General features: G+C 37.6%; 17 protein-coding genes, 3 tRNA genes and 3 rRNA genes. 2 read left to right on the top strand and 21 right to left on the bottom strand.

Features of this window, described 5'->3' with window-relative positions; genetic code table 11:
* Positions 1 to 30 precede the first annotated feature (30 nt).
* From AC6I0I_RS01005 to AC6I0I_RS00985, 5 genes are all read right to left on the bottom strand, one after another.
* Positions 31 to 450, bottom strand: coding sequence for a DUF3908 family protein (locus AC6I0I_RS01005; protein WP_161832574.1), 420 nt, complete (start codon positions 448 to 450; stop codon positions 31 to 33).
* A gap of 51 nt (positions 451 to 501) precedes the next feature.
* Entirely contained in the window at positions 502 to 1470 is a 969-nt protein-coding gene (locus AC6I0I_RS01000; protein WP_161832575.1) for a hypothetical protein, read from the bottom strand.
* 149 nt (positions 1471 to 1619) lie between these two features.
* Complete coding sequence (gene galU, locus AC6I0I_RS00995; protein WP_161832576.1) at positions 1620 to 2537, bottom strand: UTP--glucose-1-phosphate uridylyltransferase GalU; 918 nt, start codon at positions 2535 to 2537, stop codon at positions 1620 to 1622.
* 824 nt (positions 2538 to 3361) lie between these two features.
* Positions 3362 to 3766, bottom strand: a complete 405-nt coding sequence (locus AC6I0I_RS00990) for a hypothetical protein (RefSeq protein ID WP_161832577.1) — start codon at positions 3764 to 3766, stop codon at positions 3362 to 3364.
* Between the two features lie 59 nt (positions 3767 to 3825).
* Positions 3826 to 4686 carry a hypothetical protein gene (locus AC6I0I_RS00985; protein WP_161832578.1) on the bottom strand — a complete coding sequence of 287 codons (861 nt, stop codon included), beginning with the start codon at positions 4684 to 4686 and terminating at the stop codon, positions 3826 to 3828.
* Positions 4687 to 5181: 495 nt separating this feature from the next.
* On the opposite strand from AC6I0I_RS00985, the gene AC6I0I_RS00980 reads away from it, so the two are divergent.
* Positions 5182 to 5469 (top strand): hypothetical protein, encoded by a 288-nt coding sequence (locus AC6I0I_RS00980; RefSeq protein ID WP_161832579.1) that lies wholly within the window; start codon positions 5182 to 5184, stop codon positions 5467 to 5469.
* Between the two features lie 78 nt (positions 5470 to 5547).
* Here the strand turns inward: AC6I0I_RS00980 and AC6I0I_RS00975 are convergent, their stop codons facing one another.
* The 14 genes from AC6I0I_RS00975 to AC6I0I_RS00910 all read right to left on the bottom strand — a co-directional run bounded on the left by AC6I0I_RS00975 (position 5548) and on the right by AC6I0I_RS00910 (position 19701).
* Entirely contained in the window at positions 5548 to 6492 is a 945-nt protein-coding gene (locus AC6I0I_RS00975) for an IS30 family transposase (RefSeq protein WP_338617489.1), read from the bottom strand.
* A gap of 211 nt (positions 6493 to 6703) precedes the next feature.
* Positions 6704 to 6777 (bottom strand) — tRNA-Gly (locus AC6I0I_RS00970).
* An 11-nt stretch (positions 6778 to 6788) separates the two neighbouring features.
* A 5S ribosomal RNA gene (gene rrf, locus AC6I0I_RS00965) occupies positions 6789 to 6897 on the bottom strand.
* 57 nt (positions 6898 to 6954) lie between these two features.
* Positions 6955 to 9848: ribosomal RNA gene (locus AC6I0I_RS00960) — 23S ribosomal RNA — on the bottom strand.
* 44 nt (positions 9849 to 9892) lie between these two features.
* Positions 9893 to 9968, bottom strand: a tRNA-Ala gene (locus AC6I0I_RS00955).
* Between the two features lie 19 nt (positions 9969 to 9987).
* Positions 9988 to 10064: transfer RNA gene (locus AC6I0I_RS00950), tRNA-Ile, on the bottom strand.
* A 61-nt stretch (positions 10065 to 10125) separates the two neighbouring features.
* Positions 10126 to 11642 (bottom strand): 16S ribosomal RNA (locus AC6I0I_RS00945).
* The 16S, 23S and 5S rRNA genes sit together here with 3 tRNA genes alongside, the layout of an rRNA operon.
* A 344-nt stretch (positions 11643 to 11986) precedes the next feature.
* Positions 11987 to 12772, bottom strand: a complete 786-nt coding sequence (locus AC6I0I_RS00940; protein ID WP_161832882.1) for a tyrosine-protein phosphatase — start codon at positions 12770 to 12772, stop codon at positions 11987 to 11989.
* Positions 12773 to 13211: 439 nt separating this feature from the next.
* Positions 13212 to 13769: a class D sortase gene (locus tag AC6I0I_RS00935; protein ID WP_262953703.1), complete on the bottom strand. Its 558-nt coding sequence runs from the start codon at positions 13767 to 13769 to the stop codon at positions 13212 to 13214.
* 50 nt (positions 13770 to 13819) lie between these two features.
* Complete coding sequence (locus AC6I0I_RS00930) at positions 13820 to 15475, bottom strand: hypothetical protein (protein ID WP_262953704.1); 1656 nt, start codon at positions 15473 to 15475, stop codon at positions 13820 to 13822.
* Between the two features lie 578 nt (positions 15476 to 16053).
* Complete coding sequence (locus AC6I0I_RS00925) at positions 16054 to 17019, bottom strand: siderophore ABC transporter substrate-binding protein (protein WP_161832886.1); 966 nt, start codon at positions 17017 to 17019, stop codon at positions 16054 to 16056.
* 36 nt (positions 17020 to 17055) lie between these two features.
* Positions 17056 to 17811 (bottom strand): iron ABC transporter ATP-binding protein, encoded by a 756-nt coding sequence (locus tag AC6I0I_RS00920; RefSeq protein ID WP_262953705.1) that lies wholly within the window; start codon positions 17809 to 17811, stop codon positions 17056 to 17058.
* Positions 17808 to 18758, bottom strand: a complete 951-nt coding sequence (locus AC6I0I_RS00915; protein WP_262951134.1) for an iron chelate uptake ABC transporter family permease subunit — start codon at positions 18756 to 18758, stop codon at positions 17808 to 17810. The genes AC6I0I_RS00920 and AC6I0I_RS00915 overlap by 4 nt, the downstream gene beginning before the upstream one ends.
* Positions 18745 to 19701, bottom strand: coding sequence for an ABC transporter permease (locus tag AC6I0I_RS00910; RefSeq protein ID WP_161832889.1), 957 nt, complete (start codon positions 19699 to 19701; stop codon positions 18745 to 18747). Before AC6I0I_RS00910 ends, AC6I0I_RS00915 begins: the two co-directional genes overlap by 14 nt.
* 181 nt (positions 19702 to 19882) lie before the next feature.
* Between AC6I0I_RS00910 and AC6I0I_RS00905 the strand changes: the two genes are divergently transcribed.
* Positions 19883 to 20251, top strand: a complete 369-nt coding sequence (locus AC6I0I_RS00905) for a helix-turn-helix transcriptional regulator (protein WP_262951136.1) — start codon at positions 19883 to 19885, stop codon at positions 20249 to 20251.
* 26 nt (positions 20252 to 20277) lie between these two features.
* On the opposite strand, the gene AC6I0I_RS00900 is transcribed toward AC6I0I_RS00905, so the two are convergent.
* Positions 20278 to 21561 carry an alkaline phosphatase family protein gene (locus tag AC6I0I_RS00900; RefSeq protein WP_161832891.1) on the bottom strand — a complete coding sequence of 428 codons (1284 nt, stop codon included), beginning with the start codon at positions 21559 to 21561 and terminating at the stop codon, positions 20278 to 20280.
* Positions 21530 to 21658, bottom strand: a complete 129-nt coding sequence (locus tag AC6I0I_RS00895; RefSeq protein WP_255421510.1) for a hypothetical protein — start codon at positions 21656 to 21658, stop codon at positions 21530 to 21532. Before AC6I0I_RS00895 ends, AC6I0I_RS00900 begins: the two co-directional genes overlap by 32 nt.
* Between the last annotated feature and the right edge of the window lie 150 nt (positions 21659 to 21808).

Raw genomic sequence — 21808 nt, 5'->3', positions numbered from 1 at the left:
ATCTCCTTTATTATTTTCACGTTTTATTTCTTATTTTCCTTTTTCTTGTAAATATTTGCAAATTAATATTAATTGAGAATTAAATTCTTTAACGTAAGGCGGCGTCGTATCCATTTTAGGATATAAATAGATAATCTCGTCCTCAAACATCAAACTGAGTTGACTTTCTTGATTAGATATAAGATATTGACTTTTAATTAAATGATTTAAGTCTCTTGTTATCATCGATACGGTTTCAGCGTCGTAACTCAACCTAATCAACTGATAGTCCGAAGTAAAAATATAAAGGATTAAAGATTTATCCCTACAATATAAATTTTTAGGATAAATGACGGTTTTATGATCAAAAACAAGACATTCATCAATAACCTTTAACAGGTAAATAAGAGCTACAGATTGGGAGTCAATATATCGCATTGAATTTTCCCTTAATTGATTAATGGTAATCATAAAAACCCGCCTTTCACAACAAGATATGTCTTAAAAGGAGGAAAAAGAACACTAGACAATAATTCTTAATAAATAATTATAAATAATGAGCTGTTCCTGATCAATTGGGGTCATAATCATTTCTCTTAAAGTATAAGGAACTTTCACTGCATCACGGATAAACTTCATTCGTTGTTTAGCGACTGCCTCGTAGAATTCCTCTTTATTATGCGTTCTTAAGTAATTTTTTAATGGTAATCCTAACTCTTTTAACTGTGGATACTCTTCATAATAAAAGATAACTAAATCTATTGTTGCAACGTGAGCTCTATCATATTTCATATTTTTAGGATTAAGGAGTTGGGTATAGTAATAATTAAGTTCTGTTACTTTGCTTACATCTTCTCCGTCTTTTGCTAGACGTTTAGCTGACTGACTCATATATTTTTGACTCTGTAAGCTACGAATAAGATGTCGGGATTCTCGAAAATGAGTATTTGTTACATCCTGCGCCATTAACCAGTTATATACACTATAAAAATTAGCTAACTCTAAATACCCTAATCTTGCTAACGACGTCGCAATACGACTTCTCAAATGGCATCGTGCCTTTTGATCCTCCTCATTTTGATATAAAAAGATATACACACTTAATCTTAGCTTTAAGGGTAGATAATCGAGTGGTGTTGTTGGGTACACTCTAAATTTCCCCTGATATATCCATGCTATCCTTTGTATTAAAAATTTATTTAACTCCTCCAATTGGCCATTGTCTTCCACTAATAGCTTATGAAATTCCGAATTAAAAAATTTTTCTAATTCTGTAAAGCGAGTATTTGCTAAAGACATGTACCACTCTGGTAAGACATCTGCACCCTTTAACATCTGATAAGTATATAAATACTTAATATTAAATAAGTAACTCCTACTTTTCAAATCTGCATGTAGCCTCTTAAAACTGTTTAATCGTGTTACACTTGGTTCCTTTTGATATTGATTGAAAAACATTTCAGCACGGTGAATAGCTTTTTGAAATTTCATACTCATCCCTCCATCAGCTAACAGTATCCCTAATATACTATATGCACCGACCCCACCCTTTTTGTTATCTCAATTTAAAAAATAAAAAAAACCTTACAGCTATTAGCTACAAGGTCACTTTATTTCGACGTTAACTTTCCTCTCTATATTTAAAGTGAGACACGCTCTCCTTCCAAACGTGGAAGGATCTCTTTCAACAAATAATCCCTTACCTGTTGCCCAAGGTCTTCACGCTCTAGCGCAAAGTCAATCGTCGCTTTAATGAATCCAAATTTATCTCCAACATCATATCGCTTTCCTTGAAAATCATAGGCATATACCGCCTGACGATCCATTAATCGATCAATAGCATCCGTTAATTGAATTTCACCCCCTGTACCAGGCTCTTGGTCTTCTAACATTTCAAAAATTTCAGGTGTAAGTACATATCTTCCCATAATAGCCAAATCTGAAGGTGCTTCATCAATCCGTGGCTTTTCAACCATTCCTGTTAACTTTACCATTCTAGAATCACCGTTAAACCTTTGAGACTCAGCAGGGTGTACAATCCCGTACTTATAAACTTCCTCATGAGGAACCCTCTGTACTCCCATAATAGAACATCCAATTTTATTATATGCTTGTACAAGTTGCTTTGTAGCCGGATTTTCATCATTGACTACCACATCGTCACCTAATAAGACAACAAAAGGTTCATCTTTAATAAAGGTTTTAGCACATAAAATGGCATGTCCTAATCCCTTTGCCTCCTTTTGACGAACGTAATGAATTTGAACTAAATTAGAAATCTCTTTCACCATCTCTAACATTTCTAATTTTCCCTTTTTCTCTAGTGTATCTTCTAATTCATATGATTTATCAAAATGGTCCTCAATTGGTCGTTTCATAGAACTTGTTACAATTAAAATTTCCTCAATTCCGGATGCAACCGCCTCTTCAACAATATATTGAATGGTCGGTTTATCCACAAGAGGCAACATTTCTTTGGGCTGTGCCTTAGTTGCAGGCAAAAACCTTGTTCCCAACCCTGCCGCTGGAATAACCGCCTTCCTTACTGGTTTCCGCATGAATTCATCTCCATTTCCAAATATCCCATTAATTATATATCTATTATATTATAAATAGTTTTTCCAAATTTTATAACAACAATGTAGGAGGAAATTAGAAAGTTTTTACTAATGCTTTCCCTCACAAAATCAGAAAACGTTCATACACTAAATTAGGTAGTAAATCTACCGAGATTAAATGAGGTGAATTATTTATGTGTGGAAATGGAAATTGTTGTTTTATTTTAGTTTTATTTATCTTATTAGCTATCATTGCTTGCTGCTGTAACGGTGGATTCTAAGCCAAGAATATAAATTTTTTAAGGGTGGTCTAGACGGACCTCCCTTTTTTATTTTATACTCCGCTATCCATCATCGGTATAAAAAGAGTACATCCACTTGCTATTACTCTCTCACAAAATACGTTATTTTTCATACATTAAATTAGGTAGTAATTCTACCAAGACTAAATGAGGTGAACAATCTATGTGTGGAAATGGAAATTGTTGTTTTATTTTAGTTTTATTTATCTTATTAGCTATCATTGCTTGCTGCTGTAACGGCGGATTCTAAGATAAAAAAATAATAACAAAAGGGACCTTATACTAGGTCCCTTTTTCTCTTACCTCATTCATTAAAAAACAACTTCTTTGTAATCACCCTATCAGTATTCATTTTATTTAACTTGAATAAAGATACACGCTTATTGAAGATTAATAGTCTCTTTAAAACCTTACATAAAATTATCCTTGCATCTGCTCAACAACAAACAGGATCCATCGCTCGGACAGTAGCATTACAAAAACTATCATTTACGAAGGAGTATAGTTAATATCCTGATATTCCTACGAATTTTCACGAAAATTACTAGTCCCCTTGTTAGATAAATCTAATAATTTATGTTGCGCACATGCATAACGGGCGCTATCTATCTTATCAACCTTGCTATAATAATAATAAGCCATTTCAAAGTCTTGATTTTTTTCTGCCTCTTGTCCCTGGGTAAACTGAGATTTAGATATCATTACACGTTCTATTATTTCCATTTCTCTTTTTAAGGATGATAGGGGAATTTGGGCATAAGCTTTTTTATAACTTAAAAGTGCTCCCCTTAAATCATCATTTACAAATGATACCTCCGCATTTAACTTATATCTGTATACCTCAACACATCTTGGAACTAGGTTCACACCTATAATAGCCAGAGAAAAAAGAAAAATAAATAATTTATATCGCCATAATTTTTTCATACCTTTTAACCTTACTATCTAGTTCGCCTTTCTAAGCATCGAATTTATATTTCTATCTCTTAACTGTAGACAATTGGATGACTATATCGATAGACTTTAAAACTCCTATTAATCAAAATTCCCCCAAATCTTTCAATACGTCCCTGTAAAAAGTTTCTAAACTTCGAAATTCCTGATTTAAAGAGTTGATACTTAACGTCCTGAAACTCAGGATCACTTAAAATAAATCCAATAAAGTCATCTACATTATCCACTCTCATCAATGACTCGTAATCCCCCACGGTAATTTGTCTAAATGTTTGATTCAGAAATCTTTCCGCAGAAGTTACAGAATTATAATAATACTGATTATCTAAAGACTTTTCTCTTAATGACTGATCAAATTCTGCAAGTAATCGATAGACCGAGGCATAGTAGTCCTCAACTATCTTGATATAATAAAAAACTCCATCATCTTTTAATGCCCTTATTCCCTCTAAAAAAATATCCATTTGTTTTTCTTCACTACGTAAATCCAAATTACTAGAATAAACAATATCGGCTGTTTTACTCTCTATCTCTAAACCTTTTCCACGGTTTAGCATGATATTTATATCTGATGGGTTTACCAACATGCGTTTAATTCGTAAAATATTTTCTAATTGTTCATCGACTAAATATAATTGTTGAAATCGACGGCTTGGATAAAACCCACTTGTCCAATAAGATAACGATAAACATCCTAATTTAACAACAACCTCATTCCCATTCATATCACTATTGTACGTTAACCAAATATCACAATTATGATTGATGCCGTAGCGTTCAAACATATACATCAAGTCATATTTAATCGTTGGATAAAAAAATTCTCGTGATTCCATTTTCTTTAATGAGTTCACGACATGTTTTTCAACATTACAAATCGCATAAGGTATCACTTCCCATCCCCCTTCCTAACATTTATTATTTATAAACACCATTATCCACATTAATTAATCATCTATGTGGATAACTTAGATTCTATTTTTATCAGTTTAATAAGCATTTTATTGATAAAATATAAATTTATCCACAGAGCTGTGTATAATTATATTATAACATAATGTGGAAACAAATAAACAAATTTAATATCATTTTTTACATAATATTATCGATTTTTGAAACTTTACCATTGTTTAAATGTCCATTTTTGTCTTTTTTTATGTTGTTCCTTTACTTTCTAATAACTTATCTACTATTCTATCCTTTAAAAATACTTTCATCTAACTTCTATCAAATAAGTATAGCCCGTACTAGGAAGATAGATTTTTATTATAGAAATGGACTTATATATATTAATATCTCCTTCCTAATTAATTTTAATTCCTCATATAACCCCTCTTATCCGCATATAGTGGTATAAAAAGACTTACATCTAATGAAGGAGGATAATTATGAAATTTCAACTTGTTGATCCATCCTATTGTGTGACGACTGATTTAACCTACCACAAATATGCGATATCTGAAGGAATACATGCCCTTTATCCTAATGCATCTATTAACATCCATAGGTACTATTTTGAAATAGAAGATGAATCATCTCAAATTCTTGCGAATCTACCGTTAATTAATGAAGAAATTGCTGCAAGAGATCCTTACTTAAAGTCCCTATTTGAAAATTCTCCGATAGAAAAAGACAATGAGGTTTTACTATCACCTCTCTTATTCAAAAATGCATAAATTTAATACCACGTCTTCTAGGTTGACATAAGAAATATAATTTTTCTTACTAGTCGACCTTTTTTATAAGACGAATTGTCAATACAAATGCGACAGTTTCTCATGAAATAGCTCGAATGAAGTTTTCCAACCTAAGCATTTTCGTGGTCGATGATTAATGAGGAGGAGGGCTTCATCAATCTCTTTCTCACTAACTCGTGCTAAGTCCGTCTTCTTCGGAAAGAATTCTCGAAGAAGACCATTGGCATTTTCATTACTTCCTCTTTGCCAAGAGGAATAGGCGTCAGCGAAGTAAACAGGAACCTTTAAATCTGCTTCTACTTTGGAATAACAAGCAAACTCTTTTCCTCGATCAACGGTATAAGTTTTAAAGGTGTCTTTAGGGAAATGTTCATATAACTCACTAATCGCTCGGTACATTTCAGATGCTGAGCGATTTTCGATTTTAACGGCGACATAAAATCGTGTTTGACGTTCAATAAATGTAGCTAAACATCCTTTACTTTTACCACGGCTTGAAACAACTGTATCAAGTTCCCAATGACCAAATGCCTGACGTTTTTTTACCTCTTTCGGACGTTGATGAATTGATGTCCCAATGTTAAATCGTCCGCGTGTTTCTCGTGGTTTTCGGCGTTTTCCCTTTTGCCTTAAACAGCTTAAATCCCCTAACAAAATCGTTCCGTCATAAATCCAACGATAAATAGTTTTGAATGAAATAACACCCTTTAAAACCGTATTAGAAATTTGTTCAGGCGACCAGGTTAACTTTAAATAATGTTGGATGGTTTGAATAACTTCTTCAGATTTGGTCTCTGGACGATGACAAACTAAGCGACGTTGCTCGGCTAATTTATCTGCTAGCTCTGCTTGATACGTCTTTTGAGTATTTCGTTTTAGTTCACGAGCAATGGTTGAATGATGACGATTTAATTGCCCCGCAATTTGTCTCGTTGAATAACCCATTTTTGAAAGAACTTCTATACGTGTACGCTCAAATGTGTTAAGATGTTTATAACTCATAAATAGATCTCCTTGTTAAGAATTTGGTGTGGTAACTTCATTCTATAACAAAGAATTCTATTTATGAGCTTTTTTTATTTGTCGCACTTAATATTACAATCTGTCATAATAAAAAAAAGGATCAAATAGTTTAGAAAACTCTCTGATCCCTTTTGATATCATTATCCATGATAAATAAAAAAAACACCCCAAAGGATGTTAATTGGCTATTTGGAGCGGGTGAAGAGAATCGAACTCTCACAGTCAGCTTGGAAGGCTGAAGTTCTACCATTAAACTACACCCGCATTTTTTTATGGCCTAGCGACGTCCTACTCTCGCACTTGCGTACTACCCTCGGCGCTAAGGAGCTTAACTTCTGTGTTCGGTATGGGAACAGGTGTGCCCTCCTTGCCCTTATCACTAGACCTTCTGTCAGATCTTATCAATCTCACAAAACTAGATATCTTCTGCTTACTTCCTTATTAGTTAAGTCCTCGATCGATTAGTATCAGTCCGCTTCATCTGTCACCAAACTTCCACTCCTGACCTATCTACCTCGTCGTCTTCAAGGGATCTTACTTCTTTCGAATGGGAAATCTCATCTTGAGGGGGGCTTCACGCTTAGATGCTTTCAGCGTTTATCCCTTCCACACGTAGCTACCCAGCTATGCTCCTGGCAGAACAACTGGTACACCAGCGGTGTGTCCATCCCGGTCCTCTCGTACTAAGGACAGCTCCTCTCAAATTTCCTACGCCCACGACGGATAGGGACCGAACTGTCTCACGACGTTCTGAACCCAGCTCGCGTACCGCTTTAATGGGCGAACAGCCCAACCCTTGGGACCGACTACAGCCCCAGGATGCGATGAGCCGACATCGAGGTGCCAAACCTCCCCGTCGATGTGAACTCTTGGGGGAGATCAGCCTGTTATCCCCGGGGTAGCTTTTATCCGTTGAGCGACGGCCCTTCCATTCGGTACCGCCGGATCACTAAGCCCGACTTTCGTCCCTGCTCGACTTGTTGGTCTCGCAGTCAAGCTCCCTTCTGCCTTTACACTCTTCGAATGATTTCCAACCATTCTGAGGGAACCTTTGGGCGCCTCCGTTACTCTTTGGGAGGCGACCGCCCCAGTCAAACTGCCCACCTGACACTGTCCCCTGACCAGCTCATGGCCACGGGTTAGAACCCCAGTAACACAAGGGTAGTATCCCAACAGCGACTCCTCCAAGACTGGCGTCCTGGTCTCTTCGTCTCCTACCTATCCTGTACATGTGTCACCAGTGCTCAATATCAAGCTACAGTAAAGCTCCACGGGGTCTTTCCGTCCTGTCGCGGGTAACCTGCATCTTCACAGGTACTATGATTTCACCGAGTCTCTTGTTGAGACAGCGCCCAGATCGTTACGCCTTTCGTGCGGGTCGGAACTTACCCGACAAGGAATTTCGCTACCTTAGGACCGTTATAGTTACGGCCGCCGTTTACTGGGGCTTCAATTCAAAGCTTCGCTTGCGCTAACCTCTCCTCTTAACCTTCCAGCACCGGGCAGGCGTCAGCCCCTATACATCACCTTGCGGTTTAGCAGAGACCTGTGTTTTTGATAAACAGTCGCCTGGGCCTTTTCACTGCGGCTTGCTTTCACAAGCACCCCTTCTCCCGAAGTTACGGGGTCATTTTGCCGAGTTCCTTAACAAGAGTTCTCTCGCTCATCTTAGGATTCTCTCCTCGCCTACCTGTGTCGGTTATCGGTACGGGCACCTAATAAATTATCCCTAGAAGCTTTTCTTGGAAGCGTGACATCAGCTGACTTCACCCTTGCGGGCTTTCGGCATCACAGCTCAATGTTTCGCCATGCGGATTTGCCTACATGACCACCTCACTGCTTACACGTGAATCCATTCACACGCTCAACTTAGCCTTCTCCGTCACTCCTTCAGTTTATTAAGTGGTACAGGAATCTCTACCTGTTGTCCATCGGCTACGCCTTTCGGCCTCACCTTAGGTCCCGACTTACCCAGGGCGGACGAGCCTTCCCCTGGAAACCTTAGGCTTTCGATGGATAGGATTCTCACCTATCTTTCGCTACTCACACCGGCATTCTCACTTCTAACCGCTCCACAGCTCCTTCCGGTACTGCTTCTCCGCTGTTAGAACGCTCTCCTACCACTGACACTTCGTGTCAATCCGCAGCTTCGGCGGTCCGTTTAGCCCCGGTACATTTTCGGCGCAGAGTCACTCGACTAGTGAGCTATTACGCACTCTTTAAAGGATGGCTGCTTCTAAGCCAACCTCCTAGTTGTCTGTGCATCTCCACATCCTTTTCCACTTAACGGACACTTGGGGGCCTTAGCTGGCGGTCTGGGCTCTTTCCCTTTTGACCATGGACCTTATCACCCACAGTCTGACTCCCGATCATATCTATCTGGCATTCGGAGTTTGATTGAGATCAGTACCCCGAGGTGGGGCCATCACCCATTCAGTGCTCTACCTCCAGTAGACTCTTATCGAGGCTAGCCCTAAAGCTATTTCGGAGAGAACCAGCTATATCCGTGTTCGATTGGAATTTCACCCCTAGCCACAAGTCATCCAAGCACTTTTCAACGTGCCCTGGTTCGGCCCTCCAGTCAGTGTTACCTGACCTTCAGCCTGCTCATGGCTAGCTCACACGGTTTCGGGTCTACAACATCGTACTCCTCGCCCTATTCAGACTCGCTTTCGCTTCGGCTCCGTCTCTTCAACTTAACCTTGCACGATATCGTAACTCGCCGGTTCATTCTACAAAAGGCACGCCATCACCCTTTAACGGGCTCTGACTAGTTGTAGGCACACGGTTTCAGGTTCTCTTTCACTCCCCTTCCGGGGTTCTTTTCACCTTTCCCTCACGGTACTGGTTCACTATCGGTCACTAGGTAGTATTTAGCCTTACGAGATGGTCCTCGTTGCTTCCGACGGGATTTCTCGTGTCCCGCCGTACTCAGGATCCCTTCCCTGCTTCACACAATTTCACCTACGGGACTCTCACCCTCTCCGGTTGGCCTTCCCAGACCATTCGGCTATCATGTTCAGTCATTTCTGAAGGTCCTTCTACCCCGGATTACTCCGGTTTGGGCTCCTCCCTGTTCGCTCGCCGCTACTTGGGGAATCGATGTTTCTTTCTTTTCCTCCAGGTACTTAGATGTTTCAGTTCCCTGGGTCTGTCTCCTCTATGGCTATTGATTCACCATACGGTGCTAGCGTATGACCACTAGCGGGTTTCCCCATTCGGATATCCCCGGCTCTTTGCTTACTTACAGCTCCCCGAGGCGTTTCGCCGTTTGTCGCGTCCTTCTTCGACTCCTAGTGCCTAGGCATCCTCCGTGCGCCCTTTATTACTTAACTTTTCTTCTTCAGAAGATATCTAGTTTTCAAAGATCAATTCTTTTTGGTGGAGACTAGGGGGATCGAACCCCTGACCTCCTGCGTGCAAGGCAGGCGCTCTCCCAGCTGAGCTAAGTCCCCATTCTCTTTTTCTTTTTTATGGTGGGCCTAAATGGACTCGAACCATCGACCTCACGCTTATCAGGCGTGCGCTCTAACCAGCTGAGCTATAGGCCCATTCCACCTTAGGAAAATTGAAATTCTCCCAAAACTAAACAGAACGTCTCTTTCTCCATAGAAAGGAGGTGATCCATCCCCACCTTCCGGTAGGGATACCTTGTTACGACTTCACCCCAATCATCTACCCCACCTTAGGCAGCTCCCTCCTTGCGGTTAGGCCACTGACTTCGGGTGTTGTAAACTCTCGTGGTGTGACGGGCGGTGTGTACAAGACCCGGGAACGTATTCACCGCGACATTCTGATTCGCGATTACTAGCGATTCCAACTTCATGTAGGCGAGTTGCAGCCTACAATCCGAACTGAGATTGGCTTTATGAGGTTTGCTCCACGTCACCGCTTCGCTTCTCTTTGTACCAACCATTGTAGCACGTGTGTAGCCCAGGTCATAAGGGGCATGATGATTTGACGTCATCCCCACCTTCCTCCAGTTTGTCACTGGCAGTCTCGTTAGAGTCCCCATCTCACTGCTGGCAACTAACGACAGGGGTTGCGCTCGTTGCGGGACTTAACCCAACATCTCACGACACGAGCTGACGACAACCATGCACCACCTGTATCCATTGTCCCCGAAGGAAACCCTCTATCTCTAGAGGCGTCAATGGTATGTCAAGACCTGGTAAGGTTCTTCGCGTTGCTTCGAATTAAACCACATGCTCCACCGCTTGTGCGGGTCCCCGTCAATTCCTTTGAGTTTCAGTCTTGCGACCGTACTCCCCAGGCGGAGTGCTTAATGCGTTAACTTCAGCACTGAGGTTCGACCCCCAACACTTAGCACTCATCGTTTACGGCGTGGACTACCAGGGTATCTAATCCTGTTTGCTCCCCACGCTTTCGCGCCTCAGTGTCAGTTGCAGACCAGGAAGCCGCCTTCGCCACTGATGTTCCTCCATATCTCTACGCATTTCACCGCTACACATGGAATTCCACTTCCCTCTTCTGCACTCAAGTCAACCAGTTTCCAATGACCCTCCACGGTTAAGCCGTGGGCTTTCACATCAGACTTAATTAACCACCTGCGCGCTCTTTACGCCCAATAATTCCGGATAACGCTTGCCACCTACGTATTACCGCGGCTGCTGGCACGTAGTTAGCCGTGGCTTTCTCATAAGGTACCGTCAATTGATAGTCATTTCCTCCTATCACCTTTCTTCCCTTATAACAGAATTTTACAACCCGAAGGCCTTCTTCATTCACGCGGCGTTGCTCGGTCAGGCTTTCGCCCATTGCCGAAGATTCCCTACTGCTGCCTCCCGTAGGAGTCTGAGCCGTGTCTCAGTCCCAGTGTGGCCGTTCACCCTCTCAGGTCGGCTACGCATCGTCGCCTTGGTAGGCCTTTACCCCACCAACTAGCTAATGCGCCGCAGGCTCATCCATCAGTGATGCCAGGAGCATCTTTAAACTTTCGTCCTATCCGGTATTAGCGATCGTTTCCAATCGTTGTCCCCGTCTGATGGGCAGATCACCTACGTGTTACTCACCCGTTCGCCGCTTCCCACCGAAGTGGTTCGCTCGACTTGCATGTATTAGGCACGCCGCCAGCGTTCATCCTGAGCCAGGATCAAACTCTCCATAATTGTTTGTTTCCTTAGCTTGCGAAATTTCTTTCGCTCATGATTCTTGACGTTCTGTTTAGTTTTCAAAGAACTTCTCTCGCCTTTTGGCGACTTCTTTATCTTACCACATTCGACTTTTTCTGTCAAACATTTTTTATCTTTTTTGTAAGATTTCTTGTCTGCCTCTCTTGGCGACTTTTCTAGTTTATCATGTTCAACCATTTCTGTCAAACACTTTTTAACTTTTTTGTTTTCTTTTTCATCGTCTTTTTGACGACTCATTTATAATATCATTCCGACACAAGATTGTCAAAAGTTTTTTTTATTAATCTTTAGTTAATGTGGGGCCGATTCTTGGCCCCCCTTTACTTCAGTATCCTTTTTGAAAATAAATTAAAGAAAAATCCTTTTTTCACTACCTCTTTTGGCTTAGGTGCATCAATTTCTTCATTTTGATAGACTTTTAATGGATTCTCATAAAATAATTCCTCTACTAATTGCAAATCATGCTCTTTAATTACTTCTAAGGCCTCTTTAATTTTAGGCGACCTACGTTTAGTACTATGGGCATCTGTCGCAATAAAATGAATCATATTATGATCAATAAGCGTCATAACTGTCTTTTGAACTCGTTCCCCAAACAACCCCCTAATACTTCCTACATTAGCCTGACACAAAACTCCTAAATTTAAAAATTTTAATAGAAGATTCGGATTTTCCATTATCATTGGATAACGTTCAGGATGTGCCAAGATTGGTACTAATCCCATCAACCTTAATTCATAGAAAACATCCTCTGCGTAAATTGGTATGTCGTTCATTGGAAACTCAATTAAAATGTATCTTGAGTTATTTAAGGTAGCAACTTCACCTTCTCGCACTAGTTTAGGCAGATCCGGGGTAATATAAATTTCATGACCAACCGATAAGTTTAACAAAATTCCCTCTTTATATAGACATTTATTCACTTCTTGAACTAATCCTTCTAAGTGGTTTTTATTAGATGAATCATTATATTGGATATAGTGAGGGGTACAAATAATATTTTTTATTCCTTGACTGGTAGCAATCCGAGCCATTTCTAATGTTTCATCCATATCTTTTGCACCATCATCTATACCCGGTAAAATGTGACAATGAAGATCGATCATTTTATTTTCTCCTCCCTTTATCTATTACTTTTTATTATAGCATTTCCGTTATCAGCCCCTTTAGATTTTACATTAAAATGTGACTTATATCATATTTTTTATTCTATTTATCTGATAAAATTAGTATACCATTTAGGAAAGGATTGAAATTTATGCAAGAAATGATTTATATGAAGTGTGGTTGTGAATTTAAGGATGGACAGGCCGTTGCAGATAAAGTAAGAATGAAAGGATTTGCAGATCGAGAAATGCCTCAACCCGCTACCATTAATTGCAGCTGTGGAAAGAGTTATACTAAGACTAAACTAGTTGATAACTGCCCGAACTGCCAAATGACATACGCGGTTACGCCCTGTTCTGCTGACGATCATAAATACATTGTCCCCGCGGGAATTAATTATTAAAAACATCGGGTCATATCGCCCGATGTTTTTTTATTTTATATGCTTTTCAATTGCGCTCTAACAACAAAGCGTTGCGGCGTAGGTCCCATATAAATGAAAGGATAACATGTAACAAGTGTAATGGTCGGCTCCTGAGACTTTTCATAAATATATGGATCGTATGGATCCACAATCTGAATTTCTTTAACTTCAAACACCAACGTACTCTCTACCCCCTGAATCGTAATGTGGTCACCCACCTCAATATCTTTTAATTCCCATAGCACATTCTCCCTATGCCCATATAGAACAGAGTTTCCTATAGCACCCGGAAGAACCGTTAATTCATCTAACCCTATTCCCTGACTTAATTCCTTATCAGTTGTTCCTACATGGATGGGAATTTTTTTTTCATTATTACCTAATTGTAAAATTCCAATAATTCCATCCGTGCGCTCCGCTTTTTCCTCTTCTGGTGTTTTATCCTCTTTGACATCCTCCCACTTGTCTAAGGCCATGTTTATCCCCTGATGAACTTCTAAAATTGGATATACAGCATATACACAACACAATGTTCCCACAACTATGAGTACGGCAGAGACCCATTTTCTCAATACTCATCCCTCCTCTATATAATAAAAGAGAAACAAAAGTTTCTCTTTTATTATTGATTAAACTTCAAATTGTCAAACGTGACAATAGTCTTCGTTTTATTCTTTCCATCAATATACTCAATTTTTACTGGATCGCCTTCATAACTAATTGGAAGTTCTGCCGATATCGTTCCAGATCCCATTAATAACAATTCAGGATGCTCCTTTAAAAGAATCGTATAATAGGTATTTCCATCCGTTTGACTTGTCCCTATTCGCTCAATTGTTGCTTCTATAGTCTTATGTTCTCCAAGTGATGAGTCTAATAAACTTCCTTGAGTTCCAAATACTAATTTTGCATAGTTCGTTCTAGCCTCATCCAAAGTTTCTCCTGTCCCTACCTTTGAATAATCTTTCACATTAACAAAAGCATATTGTTTCACCAAGCCCTGGTTATCCTTTAAAGTCGTAAAATATGTAGGCTCATTTTCAATATTTAACAAGACAGGAAAACTAGCCTCATATCCTAAATGTTGCACCTTTCCTTCAGCGGATTTCATAGCAGCAGTTTCAGTTGCCCCTGCTATTTTATAGAAAGTTGTTTCCTTTGTTCGAGTGTTAGATAACATAAACCCTACTGTTGATTCATCCGATCCCGATGAAGTCATTCCTGTATAAAAATACCATTCACCATCAATAAACATGTAATTAGTTCCTGGCGTCGTTTGAATGATATCCTTTTTAGCAAATAAAGTATTCATAAAGCCGTTTTTGTACCATCCCCAGTCATTTATTTGATTGATAACAAAGGATTGTGGTTGAATTCGATCGATCCATTTTGGGGCATCTTCTACAGAATATTTATTGGTTTCACCGGTTTGTGCATCTACAACAACAACCCCTGTTGCATCTGATCCCCCATGAATTCCAACCTTTTTGGTGTAAGTAGTCACCACCCAGTATGGACGTCCACTATCATCTAATTCAAATGAATAATCGGTTAATCCACTAAACATATTCCCCTCAAAATAAACTTTACGACATATATCTTGATTAAAATAGGCTGAAGGTAGATACTTCAAGTTAATTGGATTTCCCTTTGAATCTTCTTGTACTAATCGTACATCTTGGGCATCTGTAGCTGAAACCATAATGTACCCTGGTGTTCCCTCTCTATTAGTAAACCATTTAATAATATCGATATGTTCAAGCGGGGCAACCCAGTATAAAGAATCCTTTATACTAATCAGTGTATAATCACCTACATAAACCTGTGATCCCAATCCGACGTCTTCGCCTAGCTTTTTATCCCCTAGTCGTCTAGCGTAGGCCTCATCGACAGTAGGAATCTTTTTTAAATCCATTTCAGGTATTTCCTGTTCAAACTCTTTCGTCTCAATATCCCCAATCAGATTTCGATATTGTTGACTTAAAAAAAGTGGCAGAGATGATACCTGATATCCCAAATAAATGAGCAATAACAGAATGACACATCCTTTAACCTTTTTACCCGGGAAATGAATCGGTTTTCCCTTGACCGCATCCTGAAAGATATAACGAACATCTTCGTAAAAATATGCAATGCATACAATAATAGCTAGACCAAAAAATAAATTAAATCCCTCTTCAAACTTAACATTTAAAGGAACTAGCAAGATATAGTCCGCTATAAAAAATAAAATTACCAAAGGGATAACGGTAACTAAAATATTCTTTAACCTCTTCACTTAACTCACTCCCTCTCATATAATGAGCCTATTATACCAAAGAGCATTCACCAATACCATAGTTTAGGTAAATTCTTCTTTAGTATTATTTACGCATCCAATTGAAAAATCTAAAATAAGAGAATTAACAAAAAAATCTGACATCCATTTTTAAAATCTACACTAATCCCTAACCAATCATCCCGCTAATAAACCTACTTCATCTAGATTCTAATCCTAATAGTAGAAACTAAAAAAAACCAGCGATCGCTGGTTTGGGGTTAAGAATTTAATTATATAGATAGTGCTATGATTTTAGTGTCTTTTAGATTTGTCATTTTAAATTTGACGGGCTTAATGTTAGTTTTATTTTATTTGAGGAGTACAAAACTAATTTATTAAATAAATATCATCGTGATAAGTTATTTAAAGTCATATATCAATAATATTTATAAATCTATTTTTCACACTACCCTAATATTCTTAACAATTAATATTATACTATAAAAATATTCATTATTGTGAAAAAAAACAAAAACTTTGTGATTTTTTTATATATACATCAATAAGAGGTAGATCTTAATCTACCTCTTATTGATTTACTTCTCGATTGCCCCTAATACCTCATCTACCATTTTAATTGTTGAATTAAATCCACCTGTTGCTGTGTACCAAATAGCGGCATCTAAATAAACAATATTATTATTTTGAGCGGCACTTGTTGAATTAATTAACTCATTATCAAGTGTACCTTGGGCATTTGAATCTCCACCAACAACAGCACCTCGGTCAATAACAAATAAGTAATTAGGATTTATATTTGAGATATATTCAAAAGATACTTTTGAACCATGTGTCGAAGATTCTCCTAAGTTTTCATCTGCTTCTTTAAATCCGAAATTTTGATGAATCATTCCAAAGCGTGAATTAGCACCATAAGCACTAACTGCTCCCTCATTTGTTAAAACAACTAAAGCATTTAATCCTTGCTCACTTACTTTCTTATTCAAATCCTCAATTTTTTCGTTAACCTCAGCTAATCCCTTTTCAACAATATCTGTTTTATCAAAAATATCGGCAAGTACCTTCATGTTTTTTTCAAAAGAGGCTAAATAATCTTCACTATCTAATCCCATGTAAAGCGTTGGCGCAATTTTGCTTAATTCTTCGTAATAGTCTGCCTGACGCCCTGAGATAATAATTAACCCTGGATTCATTTCATAGATTTTTTCTAAATCTGGTTCCTTTAATCCTCCAACATTCACATATTCATCCGATTCAAATTTTGATAAATGACTAGGAATAGCACCCGATTTAGGTAATCCTTTAACTTCTACCCCCATATAATCCAACGCATCTAAAATACCAAAATCAAATACAACGATGTTTTTAGGATTTTTTTCAACAACCGTCTTTCCGTACTCATGGGTAACTTCTACTGTTTGTTTCTCAGTTTCCTTAGGATCTTTTGCTTCTTGATCAACGGGCTGTGAGCACGCCACTAATGATACAACCCCTATTCCTGCAATAACATTCATAAATAACTTCTTAAGCCTAATCTTCATTTTTTATTTTCCACCTTTTCCTTAATATATTTTAAACTAATAATAAACACATATTTTTTTATTATTAATCTTTTGAACATTAAATTCCATTTCATATAACTTACTTAATATCGATTCCTTCATAATTTCATCTCTAGTTCCTGATATGACAACCTCACCCTCCTTTAGAGCGATAATTTCATCAGAGTAACAAGAGGCAAAATTAATATCATGGATCACAATAACAACTGTTTTTCCTAATTCATCGGTAATCTTGCGTAATATTTTCATAATCTGCACACTATGCTTCATATCTAAATTATTCAACGGTTCATCTAAAAAGATATAATCCGTATCTTGTGCCAAAACCATTCCAATGAATGCACGTTGTCTCTGACCACCACTCAACTCATCCAAAAATTTATGTTGGATATCTCCTAATTTCATATAATCAATCGCTTCATCAATTTTGTTGATATCTTCCTGAGTTAAATTACCCTGGCTATGTGGAAAGCGACCAAATGAAACTAAATCCCTTACACTTAAGCGGACATTTAAATGATTACTCTGTTTTAAAATACCTATTACCTTAGAAAGTTCCTTTGTGTTCCAATGGGAGATTTCTTTTCCTTCAATAAATACTTCACCCGCATCCATTTTGAGTAGGCGACTCATCATCCCAAGAACCGTACTTTTCCCAGCCCCATTAGGTCCAATAAATGACGTAATTTTTCCTTTTTTTATACAAAAAGAAACATCATTCACAACCGGCTTTGAGTTATACTTTTTCGAAATTCCTTTAACCTCAATCATGCACGCTCCTCCTTTAATAAGATGTAAATAAAATATAAACCACCTATAAAATTAATAATTACCCCTACCGTTGTACTAAAGTGAAAGACTCTTTCCACTAAAAACTGTCCACCAATCAGCGCTGCTAAACTTAAAAGAATAGCAGTAGGAACTATTACGCTATGACGATAATCCTTCACCAACTGATAAGCCAAGTTGGTTACTAAGATACCAAGAAAAGTAATAGGTCCTACAAGTGCAGTAGAAACAGAGACTAGAATTGACACGATAATTAAGATTTTTTTTACCATATAGTCATAGTTAATTCCAAGATTAACGGCTTGCTCTTTTCCTAATGACATAACATCTAACTTTTTAAAATCTTTACAAATGCATCCAATTGCAACACTTACTATAATAATTGAAATCATTAACAGGGAAGACTGAACATTATTAAAACTTGCAAACATTTTATTTTGAACAATGAGAAATTCATTCGGATCCATTACCATTTGCATAAAAGAAGACAGACTACTGAATAATGTCCCGAAAACCATTCCAACCATTAAAAGAAAGAATAAGTTCGTCCCTTCTCTTTTAAACATCATTTTAAAAAGGAATAATGAAAAAATAATCATCAATGCAGCAGAGAATAAAAAGTTAATATTAGACCCTGCAAGTGCAATATTGAGTGACCCAAAAACAAAAACAATTAACGTTTGGAACAAGTTATATAAAGAATCTAAGCCCAATACACTTGGCGTTAATATTCTGTTATTCGTTACGGTTTGAAAAATAACTGAAGAAAGTGCAATCCCACTTCCCGTGAGAGCAATAGCTATTAGTTTCGGTACCCTTAAAGATAAAGCATATTGATAAGAGTTTGGATTTAATCCATACATCAAAAACAAGAAACTACTAACAACAACTAAAACAATTAAAATAATCAATACCTTATGCCGACGCATTTGAACCCCTCCTCATCAGCATGTATAAGAAGATTATACTTCCGATAACCCCAACGGTTAAACCGATAGAAACTTCGTATGGATATATAACGATTCGTCCAATCACATCACAGGCTAATAGAAATAAGGCTCCCATCAAAGCTGTATGCCAGAGACCACGTTTTAAATTATCTCCTAAATACATCGACACCACATTAGGAACAATTAATCCAATAAACGGGATCGATCCAACCGTAATAATAATCACAGATGTAATCAGAGCAATAATTGTTAATCCAACGTTTACTACCCACTTATGATTTAAACCTAAATTTGCTGAAAAATCTTCTCCCATTCCTGCAATCGTAAATTTATTGGCATACAGAAACGCAATAAAAACCAAAGGAATACTAAGATATAACAGTTCATAATTTCCTTTCATAATATTCGTAAAATCCCCTTGAGCCCAAGACGAAATATTTTGAACTAAATCGAACTGATAAGCAATAAAGCTAGTAATTGAATTCACAACATTTCCAAGCATCATCCCGATTAAAGGAATAAACAAGGAATTTCGGAACTTTACTTGCTTCATAATTCCCATAAAGAGAAATGTCCCTAGCAATGAACAAATAAAGGCAAACACCATTTTATGAACCAGTGATGCCCCGGCAAAAAAGACCATCGCAATTAACATTCCGAGTTTAGCAAAATCCATTGTAGCCGCCGTTGTCGGAGAAACAAACTTATTCCTTGTTAATTGTTGCATAATTAAACCGCAAATCCCCATTCCAACCCCGGTCACACAAACACTCAATAGACGTGGAATACGACTAATAAAAAGGATATATAATTGTTGAGAATCTCCGTTCAAAATGGAGGATAACGTTACGTCGCTTGCACCTATAAAAACAGAAATAACCGATAGCACTCCTAATAAAATGATTAAATACCTCTTCCTCATATACTCCCCTCTTCCTAAATTAACATTTACTATTTATATCCTTTATGATATAATTCACACATTGAAATTGATAATCGTTATCAAAAGATCTATTTATAGTATACCATTATTTATACATAATCGCTAGTTATAACTTTTATTTTTCAATCACATTTTATCGACGTTATTAGGGGGATTAAACATGCATCATACAGAGTTAATTAATCATAGCACAGACAGTACATATGGTCATCAAGTGTATCAGTACATAGAGAAACGGTTTTCCACGACGTTAAAATTAGACGATGTTGCCCGTCACTTTAATTTAAACAAATGTTACTTCTGCTCAGTTCTAAAAAAGGAAACAGGAATGACATTCACCCAAATAGTCAGAGAAATTCGCGTTGAAAAGAGCAAGCTCCTTTTAACAAATAGTAATCTTTCTACACTTACAATTGCGTTAACCGTAGGGTTCAATAATCAGAATTACTTTAATATGTCATTTAAAAAGTTAACAGGAATGACACCACTCGAATATAGACGACTCGCCCATCAAAATAAAAGAGCGTAAACATCCATTTGTTTACGCTCTTTTTATTAATCTATTAAAAGTTCTCGCAGAATTCTACCATCTGCCTCATTCATTTTAAATCCTAAAATTGCCGCACATGTTGGAGCAATATCAACGACTTTAGCAACTGAAATTTCTTTTCTAGGTATAATTCCAGGACCGCTTAAAATTAAACACGGTTGCTCTCCCTTGCTTGGAATATGTCCGTGTGTTCCACGACTTACCCGGTAATCGTTATTCATAATTGGATTTTGATAGTCAGCTTGGAGATTGAAACCAAATGATGCCCCATCTTTCGCCTCTAAAACGAATGTAAAATCCCCGTCTAAATGATAAGTCTCTTTAACTTGTTCACGTGTAAATATATGTTCAATATGCAATAACTCACGATTCTCATTTAATAGTCTATAGACCTTCTCTTCTAATTCCTTATCATTCTTATCTTTTAGGTAAACATGGGCTGAGATGGCACTTGATTGAATGTATGCCTTCCAATCAACAATATCACCATTTTCATCTAAACTTAATAATCCGTTTTCAATTAGTAATTTATTAGGATTTATACTCATATCGATATCTAATTGTCCATGATCGGAACAGAATACAAATGTTGTCTGTTCATAAACCCCTTGAGCCTTTAATTCATCTACCACAATCGCTAACATGTCATCCAAGTACTTATATGCATCTACTAATTTTTCTGAAAAAACACCGTATGAATGACGATAGTGATCCGGCAATGTCATGTGCATTAGGATAACCTCAGGTTGATAACGATTAATCACATATTTTGAGGCTAATGCTGAAAACTTATCTGTCGAATAATAATTTGGTAACGTCCAAGCCTCCGCACAATAATCCCACATTTCCTGCGTTAACACATCATTTGAATTTTTACGGATTTCAAATTCTTGCTCTTCTTTTGGATAATGAATTCCGGCACGTTGAACAACATAATCCACATCGGCACCAATTAAAGTTGGCCAACTATTAATAAATACTTTATATCCATTTTCATTGGCTAATTCCGGAAGAATCTGAGCTTTATTTTGATCGCGTCGCTCATACCATGGTGCATTTTTAACTAGCGGAGTAAACACCTCATTAGTAATAACTCCATGTTTTTGTGGATATGTTCCTGAAACAATAGACGCATGTGCAGTATACGTCATTGAAGGATAAACTGTCTCTACCGATTTTACAATAGAGGCTTTCTCTAAAATCGGAGAAAAAGTAGGTAGTTTTTTTAATATTTCAATATCTTTTCCAATCATTGCGTCAAATGAGATTAGCAATAACCTTCTTTTCATTATAATCACTCACTTTTCCTGTTGCTTTATACAATATCTGTTCAACTACAATAATGGCATAAAAACTTAAAATTGTCCAATCTTTAACGTCACACATCTCTCTCATCCTGCATAAACTAAAATAGAAAGATTAGAATGGGGGAGATACCTTTGAAGGTCATGAACACTATTCTTCTATTATTCACCCTATTACTTATTCTTATCAGTCTATTAACCAACGCATCAGACGATACACCTCAATCAACAA

It is taken from the genome of Turicibacter sp. St.80E1 (assembly GCF_059728495.1).
Note: the sequence above shows the minus strand (reverse complement) of the source record. Positions and strands in the feature narration are given on the sequence as shown.